The 12894-nt window shown below is 71.3% G+C and carries 7 protein-coding genes; 4 read left to right on the forward strand and 3 right to left on the reverse strand.

Features of this window, described 5'->3' with window-relative positions:
- Positions 1-85: 85 nt before the first annotated feature.
- Both IE195_RS20535 and phoH2 read left to right on the forward strand, forming a co-directional pair.
- Complete coding sequence (locus tag IE195_RS20535) at positions 86-847, forward strand: isoprenyl transferase (protein ID WP_191274044.1); 762 nt, start codon at positions 86-88, stop codon at positions 845-847.
- Positions 848-1153: 306 nt separating this feature from the next.
- The gene (gene phoH2 / locus IE195_RS20540; RefSeq protein ID WP_229826339.1) at positions 1154-2512 is read left to right on the forward strand and encodes an RNA 5'-3' helicase PhoH2; all 1359 of its coding nucleotides are present in this window, start codon (positions 1154-1156) and stop codon (positions 2510-2512) included.
- An 81-nt stretch (positions 2513-2593) separates the two neighbouring features.
- Here phoH2 and IE195_RS20545 read toward each other — a convergent pair whose 3' ends face one another.
- On the reverse strand, positions 2594-6805 hold the full coding sequence (locus IE195_RS20545; RefSeq protein ID WP_225942538.1) for an SCO7613 C-terminal domain-containing membrane protein: 4212 nt from the start codon (positions 6803-6805) through the stop codon (positions 2594-2596).
- A gap of 820 nt (positions 6806-7625) precedes the next feature.
- Here IE195_RS20545 and IE195_RS20550 point away from each other — a divergent pair.
- Together IE195_RS20550 and IE195_RS20555 are read left to right on the forward strand one after the other, a co-directional pair.
- Positions 7626-8336, forward strand: a complete 711-nt coding sequence (locus tag IE195_RS20550; RefSeq protein ID WP_191274048.1) for an aggregation-promoting factor C-terminal-like domain-containing protein — start codon at positions 7626-7628, stop codon at positions 8334-8336.
- 43 nt (positions 8337-8379) lie between these two features.
- Positions 8380-9045 carry an aggregation-promoting factor C-terminal-like domain-containing protein gene (locus IE195_RS20555; RefSeq protein ID WP_373295671.1) on the forward strand — a complete coding sequence of 222 codons (666 nt, stop codon included), beginning with the start codon at positions 8380-8382 and terminating at the stop codon, positions 9043-9045.
- Positions 9046-9175: 130 nt separating this feature from the next.
- On the opposite strand, the gene IE195_RS20560 is transcribed toward IE195_RS20555, so the two are convergent.
- The gene (locus IE195_RS20560) at positions 9176-11260 is read right to left on the reverse strand and encodes a protein kinase domain-containing protein (RefSeq protein WP_191274059.1); all 2085 of its coding nucleotides are present in this window, start codon (positions 11258-11260) and stop codon (positions 9176-9178) included.
- Between the two features lie 132 nt (positions 11261-11392).
- A complete protein-coding gene (locus IE195_RS20565) occupies positions 11393-12781 on the reverse strand; it encodes a class II fumarate hydratase (RefSeq protein ID WP_191274061.1) in 1389 nt (462 codons plus the stop codon).
- Positions 12782-12894 lie beyond the last annotated feature (113 nt).

Here is a 12894-nt window from a genome sequence, read left to right on the forward strand (position 1 = left end):
GGCGAACTACTCTGGAGGCATCCCCGTCGGCACATCCGCCACAGGAGTGCGCCGTCTTCTGATCAAGCTCTGAGAGGTTCCGCCAATGGGGCTCCGTGACCCCCTGTACTGGCTGTACGAACGGCGGCTCGAACGCCGCCTGACCAGTCAGGAGATTCCCAGGCACGTCGGTGTGGCCATGGACGGCAACCGGCGCTGGGCCAAGAACAGCGGCCTCCCGGGCGCCGAGCAAGGTCACCAGGCCGGCGCGAACAAGATCTTCGAGGTGCTCGGGTGGTGCAACGAGATCGGTGTGCAGGTCGTCACCCTGTGGATGCTCTCCACCGACAACCTCACCCGTGACGAGACCGAGCTCGGCCCGTTGGTGCGCATCATCGAGGAGACCATCGCCCGGCTGCGCGAGGAGGGCTGGAACACCCGGCCCGTGGGGGCGCTCGACGTCCTGCCCGACTCGACCGCCCGTGCCCTGAAGGAGGCGGAGGAGGCCACATCCGGTAACCCGGGCCTGGTTGTCAACGTCGCCGTCGGGTATGGAGGTAGACGTGAGATCGCTGACGCGGTTCGGTCCCTCCTGCACGAGGAGGCGGCCAAGGGCACGGATATCCAGGAGTTGGCAGAGCGCCTGGACATCGAGGACATCGCTCGGCATCTCTACACGCGCGGACAACCCGATCCCGACCTGCTCATCCGGACCTCGGGCGAGCAGCGCCTCTCGGGTTTCATGCTGTGGCAGAGCGTGCACTCGGAGTTCTACTTCTGCGAGGTCTTCTGGCCCGCCTTCCGCAGGGTGGACTTCCTACGCGCACTGCGCTCCTACGGCGCGCGCAACCGGCGCTTCGGCTCCTGACCCCCGATCCGGTCCCCCCTCCCGCCCCCGTTCCGCGGAGCGTGCCGTGTCTGTCGACGGCAGGTTCGTAACGCGGTGTTCACCGGGTGCTGGGTGCGGGCTCTGGCAAACGGGCTCTCGGGCGCGTAGCGTCGGAAACAGCGGGTGGTGTTCGTCCACCCGTTCGGGAGGCCCCGTCTCATTGAACTTCGGCGTCACAGCGGAACTTCAGCGAGGAGGGCCGGAGCCGGCCCTCGTGGGCCTGGTCCCGGTCCTCCATGATCCCGTGACAGCAGGGCACCCCCGTGGTGCCCAAGGGGAGAACGAGTGGCTAGTTCCTCGACCGATCGCCGTGACACCCAGCCCCCCAGCACCCCCCGAGCGGAGGTAGGAGAGGGCACGCGCGTCTACGTGCTCGACACCAGCGTCCTGCTCGCCGACCCGATGGCCATGGCCAGGTTCGCCGAGCACGAGGTCGTCATCCCCGTGGTGGTGATCACCGAGTTGGAGAGCAAGCGTCACCACCCGGAACTCGGGTACTTCGCGCGCAGCGCACTGCGCCGCCTGGACGACCTCAGGGTCTCCTACGGCCGTCTGGACGTCGCCGTTCCGGTGAACGAACAGGGCGGCACGTTGCGGGTGGAGCTCAACCACAGCGATCCGACGATCCTTCCGGCGGGTTTCCGGCTCGGCGACAACGACACCCGGATCCTGACGGTGGCCCGCAACATCCAGGAGGAGCGCGCTGAGGACGACTCCGTGGTCCTGGTGAGCAAGGATCTGCCGATGCGGATCAAGGCCTCCTCGATCGGCCTCCCCGCCGACGAGTACCGGGCCGAGCTCGCCATCGAGCACGGATGGACCGGGATGGCGGAGCTGGACGTGCCCGCCCACAACATCGGCGAACTGTTCTCCGCCGGCGAGAGCGAGATCGAGGAGGCCAGGGACCTGCCCTGCCACACCGGTCTGGTGCTGGTCTCCGAACAGGGCAAGGCGCTGGGCCGGGTCCAGGCGGACAAGTCGGTGAAGGTCGTGCGCGGGGACCGGGACGTGTTCGGTCTGAAGGGGCGCAGCGCCGAACAGCGGGTCGCCCTGGACCTGCTCACCGACCCCGACGTCGGCATCGTCTCCCTGGGCGGCCGCGCGGGTACCGGGAAGTCGGCGCTGGCGCTGTGCGCCGGCCTGGAGGCCGTCCTGGAACGCGGCCAGCACCGGAAGGTGATGGTGTTCCGCCCCCTGTACGCGGTGGGCGGTCAGGAACTCGGCTACCTGCCCGGCAGCGAGAACGACAAGATGACGCCCTGGGGCCAGGCCGTGTACGACACCCTGTCCGCGGTGACCAGCGAGGACGTCATCGAGGAGATCATGGACCGCGGGATGCTGGAGGTCCTGCCGCTCACACACATCCGGGGGCGTTCGCTGCACGACGCCTTCGTCATCGTCGACGAGGCCCAGTCCCTGGAACGCGGTGTGCTGTTGACCGTGCTGTCCCGGCTGGGTGAGAACTCGCGTGTGGTGCTCACCCACGACATCGCCCAGCGCGACAACCTGCGGGTGGGGCGCCACGACGGTGTCGTCGCGGTGATCGAGAAGCTCAAGGGCCACCCGCTGTTCTCCCACGTGACCCTGACCCGCTCCGAGCGCTCACCCATCGCCGCACTCGTGACGGAGATGCTGGAGAGCTAGGCGCGGGGCGCCGGGCGCACCGGGTCGTGGTCGGGGTTCAAGACACCCCCTGGGGTGGCTTGAACCCCGACCCGCCCCCGGTTACCGCATCTGGGACAGCAGTTTTCCGACCTGGCGCAGGCGGGCCAGGCTGGCTTCGTAGCGGGCACCGATGTACAGCAGCACCAGGCCGATGACCGCGAACGGAAGCCAGTTGGGCATCAGCCGGGTCAGTTCCCACAGGGGCGGGCCGAAGGCGCGCAGCGAGGTGGTGAGCAGGGTGAGGCCGCCGAGGACCAGGGCCGCCTGGCGGCGTTGGCGCAGCCCCCACAGGGTGACGGCCAGGCCGGTCGCGAGCACCGCCGGGAGCCGCCAGAGCGTGTCGTCGGAGATGAGTACCTGCCACACCGTGGGCCCGAGCAGGAGGGCCAGTCCGCCGCCGTGGGCCAGCCAACTGGACGGGGCCGGGTCGGCCTTGCGCGACCACTCCCAACCGATGACCAGGAAGGCGATCGCGGGCGGCACCGTGTACGCCTCGGGGACGCTGACGTCCCATGCGGCGAGCGCGGTCCACAGGGCGAGGAGCATCAGCAAGCCGCCGACCACCGCGAGCCATCGGCGGTCCGGCCTGACCGCGCTGGCCAGGCTCACCACGCCGACCGAGGCCAGGGCCACCGCCACCACTTCCGGGCGGGCGGGGGAGAGGACCGTGAGCAGTAGGGCTGCGGCGGCCCACAACGCGGCGGGGACCTCGGCGGCGGCCACGAGCGGGCCGCGCAGGCGCGGGGCGACCGCGGCGACGGCGGCGGCCACCACGATGGGACCGAAGGCCGCGTACCCGACCGGTGCGTCCAGGGCCAGCAGCAGGGTGAGGGAGAAGGCTCCCGTGGCGGCCGTGGCGGCCGAGGCGGAGGCCGTCGCCACGAACCGGGTTCGGGCCGGTGCGGCGCTGACCGACGTGATCACGGCGGCCGCCAGCAGAACCCCCACGGTGCTGTAGCGCTCCGAGAGTGCCCAGCTCAGTGCCAGCGCGAGTGTGCACAGCCCGGTCAGCCACGGCATCCAGGAGGTCCGGTCCCCGCGGAGCAGTGCCGCCCCGGTCAGCAACAGGGCGCCGACCGCGAGGGTCCACACCAGTGCGGCGAGGAAGGGTGCGCCCAGCGCCACCGGTAGCGGGACCAGGGTGAGCGGGGCGACCAGTGCCGCTGCCGGGAGCAGCAGTCCGCGGTCCAGGAGCAGGACCGTGCCCAGGGCGAGCGTTCCGGCGGCCAGGAGCCCGAGCGGGACGGTGAACATGCTCAGGGTGTCGGCGGGGGCGGGCAGTCCGACGAACACGTGCGCGGGCTCCAGGAGCGCGGAGAGCGGTGCCTCGTGGAGGGGGTGGGTTCGTGAGAAGGCGGCGAGGGCGGGGAGGCCGCGGGGGCCCGCCACCAGTGGCACGGCGGCCAGCAGGAACAGCCCCGCCACACTGAACGGGGCGGGCCCGCCCGACACGACCGGTTCCGGTGCCCTCCCCCTTCCGCGGCGGCCGAGTACCAGCGCGGCCGCACCGAGGAGGAGGGCGGCCGCACCGAGCAGCCACCACGGGAGCTGGCCGGTGGCTCCGACGGTCGCGGAGGCGACCAGCGCGGTGGACCCGAAGGCGAGGACCGCACCCCATGCGATGGCTGTCAGCCCGTAGGTGAGCTGTGTCAGGAGGCGTTCCTCGGCGAGGGCCGCGGGCGGGGTCCCGGCGGCGGGGGAGAGGCGTCGGCGTGCCAGCGCGGAAAGCGCCACGACCGCCGCTGCCAGGAGCAGTGTGACCAGGGTGGTGTGTTGTTGGGGGAGTGACCAGGCCAGGGCGAGCAGCATCGTGGCCAGGCCGGTGACCCCGGGCAGCCAGGCGTCGGGGCTCCGCAGCCTGGACGCCCACAGGAACAGTGCGGCGCCCACGAGCAGTGTCCACACGACTGCCGCGGCGAACGGTGCACCCGCCAGTACCGGCAGCGGGACCAGGGTCGGCGGCACGGTCAGGGCCAGCGCAGCCGGGAGCCAACGGCGGTCGATCAACGCCACCAGGCCCGTCACCAGCGCGCCCACCAACAGGACGCCGAGCGCCGAACCCACCGCGGAGAGGACTCCCGGCTGCGCGGGGAGGCCGAGCACGGTGTTCACCGGTGCCCACATCGCCTCGGCCGGCTCCGACCAGGAGACGCGCGGGGAGAACAGCGTCAGGGCGGGTGAGCGTTCGGGCAGGGCCAGGAGCGGTGCCCCGGGAAGCAGGGCCAGGCCCGCGAGGGTGAACAGCGGGCGGGGGTCGGCGGCCCGGTCCTGTCCTGGGGAGGACACCGCGAGCGGGGACGGGGCCCGCACCCGGCTGAGCAGCAGCGCGGTCGTCCCGCACAGCAGCACGGCACCGGTCAGCAGCCACCACTGGGCCTGAACGGTGCCCTCCGCACCCCGGTTCCCGAGCAGGTAGGCGGTGCTGAGCAGCAGGGACAGACCCCACAGCAGGACGCTTCCCATGTAGAGGGTCGCGGCGCGGCCACCCGGTTCGGGGCTGTGCCCCGGTTCCGTGAACCGGCGTGCCCCGGCCGCGCAGACCAGCGCGGTGACCGCCAGCAACAGCAGGCAGGCCAGGGTCGTGTACCGCTCGGGCAGTGCCCAGACCAGGCCGGTCACCAGGGTCAGTGTCCCGGTGACCACCGGGACCGAGCCCGTCCACCTGCGCAGCACCGCCGAACCCAGGACCAGGCAGCCGCCGACCACCAGCGCCCACACGGCCGCCACGGTCTGCGGCAGGCCGAGGAGCAGGGGAAGGGCGAGGAGCGTGGTCGGCGCGGTCAGGGAGAGCGTGACGGACAGGGCGGAGCGGCGCAGCAGCCGGACCGTGCCGAGGGCGAGCCCCGTGGCGGCCAGGATCCCGGCCAGGTACACGAGGTTCAGCGGCGGCAGTGTGCTCGCCCGGTCCAGTTGGAGGAGCTCCACGGCGGGGGCGGCCATCGCGGCCGGTTCGAGGCTCCACGGCAGGACCGGCAGCCGGGGCAGCACCGGCAGGTGTGCGGGACCGGCGACCAGCGGCACCAGCGCCAGGGCGCCCAGGCCGATGATCGCGTACACGGAGAGCGTGCGGGGCGTGGCGGCCTGCCCCGGGCCTGTTCGTCCCGGGCCCCGCCAGCGGTCCAGCAGGAGACCGGTGGCCCCGGCCAGCAGCAGCGTTGTGGCCAGTGACCACCAGCCCAGCGGGTCGGAACCGGAGGAGGAGGTGCTGGCGAGCACGACCACACCGGTGACGAGCAGGGCCAGACCCCACAGGATGAGGGCCGACACGTGCAGGGTCCGGACCGGCACGCCCCGGCGGGGGGAGCCGAGCCGGCGGACGACCAGCCCGTCGACGAGTGCGGTGGCGGCGAGCACGGCCAGCAGCCAGCCGGGGTTCCCGTCGGTGGGCAGCGCGATGACCAGCAGCACCGGAACCGGCTGGGCGAACAGTGCGGCCAGGATCCGGGGAGAGCGGAGCGGCACCAGGGCCGGGTAGAGCACCAGGAGCGCACTGATCACCGTGAGGGCCGCGCCGGTGTACCCGGGGCCGTTGGTGAGCCGGTCGCTCAGCAGCCACAGGGCGAGCGCGTCGACGCAGAGCAGCCCGGCGGCCACGGCGCCGAAGGTCTCGGCGGTGGCGTGCAGCCCGCGCCGGTGCAGCGGGCGGGCCAGGACGGCGAAGGCCAGGGTGGTCAGGCCGAGTACGGCGGCACGGGCGCCGGTGCCCATGTCGCTCCACGTCCAGATGGCGAAGACCAGGGCGGCGATGCCGACGAGGAGGCCGCCCAGGGCGAGGATGACGTTCTGGGCCGAGCGTCGGCTGACCTCCCCGCCCGGGACCGGGCCGGGATCGGGCTGGCTCCGGTGGGCGGCGGAGCTCCGGTGCGGGCCCTGGGGCGCCCCGTCGTGTCCGGGCCCTGCGGGCTCGCGCGGAGCTACGGCCTGGGCGGCGTTCGCGGCGGTGTCCGCGGGCGCGGCGCGCCGTTCCGGTGCGGGGGCCGGGGCCCGCCCCGGAGCGGGGGCGGGGTGTTCGGGGCCGTCGGAGCGCAAACGCGCCTCGGACTCCCGGCGCAGCTGTGCCAGCACGCCGGGGCGTTCCTGAGCCAGTACGCGCTCGCGCCCGCGCAGCGCCCGCAGTTCGGAGTCGATCCACCACAGGCGTTGTGCGGTCGGTCCGACCAGGGCCAGTCCGCAGCGCTGGCACCAGGGAGCGGAGCGGGTGAGCGCCGCCTGGCAGTCCGGACAGTGTCGCGGTGCTCCCGGCGGGGGGTGTGGGAGTCCTCGGGCGTTCATGGCGCCCATGCTCCCCGCTGTCCGGGCCCGGCGCATCGGTACGGATACTCAGGCTACTCGGACGCCCGGGCGCGCGTGCGGGGGCGAGTACTGCCGGGGCCGTGACCCTGTTCTCTCCCCGAACGCTTGGGGCGGGGGTGACAAAGACCTGTTCGGCATTGACGCGCTATTTACCCTTAGTGTCGGAATGCAGGTCAGAGGTGCGCGACATGCCTACATTCCGTGATGTGAGCCAGGGCATAGTAAAACTGGCGTTACTTTACCGTGACGATGATGCAGGCTGAGTTCGCTGCACTGAGAACCGTTCCTGTGGACTGGTCGGGAGTGTTCCCGTTCAGTCGCGCGCCCCGAACGGTCTTGGGTGCACTGGTCCCCGGCGTGCTCGGGCCCCGGGGCGGCGACACGCATCCCGTACGTGGTCCGATCCCGGGAGACCGGTTTCCTCGCGACCCGGCCATGGGGTGTGGCCACAAGTGCACGGGAGGCCCCAGGCCATCGCACTGGTGGCAAGGGGGCCCGTAACGCCGACACCACACCAGGTGTCCCGGATCGCACACCCACAGTAACCGCATCGGCGTGACACCAGCAGAACCACTATCACGCCAGAAACCACTCATACGCACGTATACACACCTGCGCATACTCAACCAAGAACAGTTCGCAACCCCCTCCCGTGTGGGAGCCCCGCTCCGCGGGCGGTCGAACGGCACCCCCGTCCCCTCCGCGGCACCTTGACGGGCCACACGGTCCGACGGCGGCCACCCACACCACACGAACACCCCCCGGGCGGGTCCGCGTGCGCCAACGTGAAAGGGCGATCTTGCTACTCAACCGGATCTCACTGCGCCAGATGAGTGCTGTCGGAGCCGCCGCGCTGGTCGCGGGCGGCATGTTCACGGTCTCGGCCTTCGCGGAGACGGACGGACTCGACCCCCGGCAGGCCGCCTCCGCCGCGACGCTCCCGGAGCCGACGGAAGCACCGCAGGCGTCGGAGGACGAGTTCTTCGCGAGCCCGCCCGCGGTCGACGACACCGAGCGCGAGAACCGGCGCGAGCAGAACCGGGCCGGGGTACTGGCCGCGGCCGAGGAAGCCGTGCAGTCCGCCAGCGGCAGCGGCTCGGAGATCGCTGAGCCCGAGCCCGAACCCGAGGAGACCTCCGGCGAGACCGCAGGTGGTTCCTCCGACAGCGGTTCCGGTTCCTCGGGCGGCGGTGCCCCCGTTCCCGCGGGCTCCGCCAAGGAGATCGCCCTCCAGATGGTCCTCGACGAGGGCTGGGACGCCGACCAGTTCCACGGCTGCCTCGAGCCCCTGTGGGAGAAGGAGAGCAACTGGAACCACACGGCCCAGAACCCCAGTTCCGGTGCCTATGGCATTCCGCAGTCGCTTCCCGGCAGCAAGATGGCCTCCCACGGCTCCGACTGGCAGACCAACCCCGCCACCCAGATCTCCTGGGGCATCGACTACATCAAGGGCCGCTACGGGAACCCGTGCGGCGCCTGGTCCCACTCCCAGGCGAACAACTGGTATTAATAGGTTTTTCCCTGCCAATAACCCCCCTTTGGGAAAGGCGACCGTGCTACTCAACCGAATGTCGCTGCGCAGTACCGCGGCGGTCGGTGCGGCCACCCTGGTCGCCGGCGCGACGTTCGCCGTCTCCGCCTTCGCGGACGACGGCGTGGAACCGGACCTGGCGGCCAGTGCCGCCGTGCCGCAGTCCGAGGAACCCGCGACCGACACCGACGAGACCGAAGGCGATGAGTTCTTCGCCGCCTCGGAACCGCTGACCGAAGAGGAACTCCAGGACCTGCGCATGGACGCGCAGGCCCAGCGTGACGCTGCCAGTGGCGAAGGGGTGCGCAGCGCCCAGGCCACCGGGAGCGACATCGAGGAGGAAGAGGAAGAAGAGGAGGAGCCGGAGGAGACGCCCGAGTTCACGGGTGACGCCAAGGGCATCGCCCGTCAGATGGTGGCGGAACAGGGCTGGGGCGCCGACCAGTTCGACGGCTGCCTCGAGCCCCTGTGGGAGAAGGAGAGCAACTGGAACCACACGGCCCAGAACCCCAGTTCCGGTGCCTATGGCATTCCGCAGTCGCTTCCCGGCAGCAAGATGGCCTCCCACGGCTCCGACTGGCAGACCAACCCCGCCACCCAGATCTCCTGGGGCATCGACTACATCAAGGGCCGCTACGGCACCCCCTGCGAGGCCTGGGCCCACTCCCAGTCCGTCGGCTGGTACTAGGCGGTCGGCCCCTCCGGGCCACAGGAAGCGGCCCCGTGATCGAACTCCGATCCCAGGGGCCGCTTCCCGTCTTCTCCGGACAGCTCATCGGAGCCGAGGACGCCGGGTCCGAACCCGGGCGCGCGCGGGATCAGCAGGTGTTGTCCTGGCTGTTCTGCCAGGTGACGTCGCGGACGCTCGTGTTCACCCCGCAGGGGTTCTCGACGATCTGGGTGTCGATCAGTGTCAGGTCCTCGAAGGTGATGTCGGAGGTGTTGGCGAACTCCGAGCGGGCGGCGAGCCGGATACCCCCCGGGCCGGCGACGGTTCCGCCCCTGACGGTGACGTTGTGGCAGTTCTCGAACAGGACGGCGTTGTTGCCGGTCTCCGCGATGTCGACGTTCTCGATCACGGCGCCGCCGCTCTCGGAGAGACAGAAGATCCCGCGGCCGCCGCCGCGCGCCCGGACCTCTCCCACCCGGATGTTGGTGTCGTAACCGCCGTCCAGGTGGCCGTTGCGGTTGGCCATGCGCAGGGCCGCGTACCCGGTGCCGGTGCCGGCCCCCTCGGCGTCGACACCGCCGACGGTGACGTTGACGGTGTCGTTGAGCATCAGCCCCGAGGAGCCGGTGTCCCGGGCGGTGACCGTGCCGATGGTGAGCCCGTCGACTCCGTAGGTCTCCACACCGTGGTCGCTGGTGCCGGAGACGTGGACGTCGTCGACGCGGATGTCGCGCGCCTGACGGACCGAGTCGTCGTCACGGCTGTCGACGCGCACGCCGAGGCCGCCGGACAGGCGTAGGTCGACCTGTCCGAGGTGCACGTCCTGCGAGGTCCGGATGTGGACCCCGAAGTTGGGCGCCCCGGTCAGGGACAGGTGGGGGACGGAGACGTCCCGGGCGTCGCGGATCCGCACGGCGGCGCTGTCACTCGTGGAGTCGCCGGTGACGTCGATGGTGCCGCAGACCTCCAGCGAGGTGTGGCTGGGCAGGTCGAGGGAGGTGTCGGCGGGCATCACGCCGGAGCCGCGCACGGCCACGCTCTGCTGCTCCGTGCGCCGCGGGTCCAAACTGTCGACTGCCGCGCGCATCGCCTGGAGCATGTCGCCGCCCTCGTACACGACGTCGCCGCCGTGGCGCGACGTCCAGGTCTCGCCGTCCAGGTCGGCTTCGGCGTCGAAGGTCCCCACCCCGCACGCGGAGGTGGTGGAGGCGGCGGGCCCGTCACTGTCGCCGGAGGGCAGGGACAGCACGACCACGGTGGTCCCGACGGCCAGGACCGCCAGCGCGCTCGCGCCCAGCGCCATCACGGTCTTCCTGGAACCCCTGCGCCGGTTCGCGGCCTCGCGGCCACCGGCCCTGCGCCTGCCAGGCGCCGGGGTTCCGCGCTCGCGGCCCGGGGAGGAGCCCCGGCCGCCTCCGTCGCGGCACCGCCGTAGGAGTTCCAGGGCCTGGTCGGCGGTGAGCCTCCGGTCGGGGTCGCGCTCCAGCAGGCCGGTGATCACCGGCTCCAGCCACCCGGCCCGGGACATGGGCGGGAGCGGGGCGGAGATGACCGCGGCGATCGCGGCGGTGATGGAGTCGCGGCGGAAGGGGGAGACCCCTTCCACGGCGGCGTAGAGCGTCACGCCGATGCTCCACAGGTCGCCCCGGTGCTCGGCCGGGCCGCCCTCCAGCCGCTCGGGCGGCATGTACTCGGGTGAGCCGACCAGCGCGCCGGTGCGGGTGATGCTCGGTCCGCCCTCCATGGTGGCGATACCGAAGTCGGTGAGGATGACCCGCCCGTCGGCCGACACCATGATGTTGCCCGGCTTGATGTCGCGGTGCAGGACCCCGGCCGTGTCGGCGGCGCGCACGGCCTGGAGCAGGGACTCGGCGATGCCGGCGACCCGGGCCGGGGGCAGGGACCCGGACGCGGCGAGCAGGTCCTGGAGGGAGTCGCCGTCGACGAGTTCCATGACCACCCAGGGATCGTGCTCGAACTCGAACACGTCGTGGATGGTGATGACCGTGGGGTGGTTGATCCGGGCGGCCGACTGGGCCTCGCGGCGGACACGGGCGTGTGCGTCCGCGCGTTCGGCGGCGGTGAAGTGGCCGGGCAGGAGGACCTGCTTGATCGCCACGACCCGGTCCAGGGCGGTGTCGTGGGCTTCCCAGACGATGCCCATGCCGCCGCGGCCGAGTTCACGGCGCAGGGCGTAGCGGTTCGCGATGGTGGGGTGGTTGTTGCTCGGCATCTGTCGCCCTCTCGGAGCGGGCTCTGTGCGGGGGAGGTTCCTGTCGTGTGGGGCACGGAACAGGATCGGGGGCGGGAGATCGCGCGCGAAGGGGCACCCCGCGTCCGCGAGGTGCCCCTTCGCCGGCGGCTACTACTGGGAGTTGGTCATCTTGAGGACGTCGAGAGCGGCGTCGAGCTGCTCCTCGGTGAGCTTGCCGTCCTCGATGTAGCCGCGCTCCAGCACGACCTCGCGGATGGTCTTCTTCTCGGCCAGCGACTGCTTGGCGACCTTGGCGGCCTCCTCGTAGCCGATGTACCGGTTGAGCGGCGTGACGATCGACGGGGAGGACTCCGCGTAGGTGCGGCACTGCTCCTCGTTGGCCCTGATCCCGGCTACGCAGCGGTCGGCGAAGACCGTGGAGACGTTGGCCAGCAGGCGGATCGACTCGAGCACGTTGCGCGCGATCATCGGCAGCTGGACGTTGAGCTCGAAGCTGCCGGAGGCGCCGCCGAAGGCCACCGCGGCGTCGTTGCCGACGACCTGCGAGGAGACCTGGAGCATGGCCTCGCACAGGACCGGGTTGACCTTGCCCGGCATGATCGACGAACCGGGCTGGAGGTCGGGCAGGAAGATCTCGGACAGGCCGGTGGTCGGGCCCGAACCCATCCAACGGATGTCGTTGGCGATCTTGCAGTAGCCGACCGCGATGGTCCGCAGCTGCCCGGAGAGCTCGACCAGACCGTCGCGGGCGCCCTGCGCCTCGAAGTGGTCGCGGGCCTCGCTCAGCGGCAGGCCGGTGTTGGCGGCGATCTCGGCGATGACCCGGGCGGAGAAGCCCTCGGGGGTGTTGATGCCGGTGCCGACGGCGGTGCCGCCCAGGGGGAGCTCGGCCACGCGCGGGAGGACGGCCTCCAGGCGTTCGACCCCGTAGCGGACCTGCGCGGCGAACCCGGCGAACTCCTGGCCCAGGGTGACCGGAGTGGCGTCCATCAGGTGGGTGCGGCCGCTCTTGACGACCGAGGCGAACTCGACGGACTTGCGGGTGAGCTCGCCCTCCAGGTGGCGCAGCGCCGGGATCAGCTCGTTCTGTACGGCCGAGGTGGCGGCGATGTGGATGGAGGACGGGAACACGTCGTTGGACGACTGCGAGGCGTTCACGTGGTCGTTCGGGTGAACGTCGAGGCCGGTGCGCTCCTTGGCGACGGTCGCCACGACCTCGTTGGTGTTCATGTTGCTGGAGGTGCCCGAACCGGTCTGGAAGACGTCGATCGGGAACTCGTCGTTCCACCTGCCGTCGGCTACCTCCAGGGCAGCCTCACGGATGGCCTTGCCGAGGTCGTCTCCGATCACACCGAGCTCGGCGTTGACCTTGGCGGCCGCGGCCTTGATCTGGCCGAGCGCCGCGATGTGGGCGTTCTCCAGACCCTGGCCCGAGATCGGGAAGTTCTCGACGGCACGCTGGGTCTGGGCCCGCCACTTGGCCTCGGCCGGAACCCTGACCTCGCCCATCGAGTCGTGCTCGATACGGAACTCACTCATTGCAACCCGTCTTTCCTGGGAAAACCTGTGACCTAAAGCCTGCCAGACGCGGCAGAGCACAGCGCACCTCACCCGCACTTCACGGTGTTGCACGTGTCATGTTGACATCGGAC

The organism is Nocardiopsis terrae, from assembly GCF_014651695.1.
GTDB classification, from domain to species: domain Bacteria; phylum Actinomycetota; class Actinomycetes; order Streptosporangiales; family Streptosporangiaceae; genus Nocardiopsis; species Nocardiopsis terrae.

Coding starts and splice junctions, on each gene's coding strand:
- IE195_RS20535 (WP_191274044.1), top strand. CDS start 86: ATGGGGCTCCGTGACCCCCTGTACTGGCTGTACGAACGGCGGCTCGAA.
- IE195_RS20545 (WP_225942538.1), bottom strand. CDS start 6,805: ATGAACGCCCGAGGACTCCCACACCCCCCGCCGGGAGCACCGCGACAC.
- IE195_RS20560 (WP_191274059.1), bottom strand. CDS start 11,260: ATGCCGAGCAACAACCACCCCACCATCGCGAACCGCTACGCCCTGCGC.
- IE195_RS20565 (WP_191274061.1), bottom strand. CDS start 12,781: ATGAGTGAGTTCCGTATCGAGCACGACTCGATGGGCGAGGTCAGGGTT.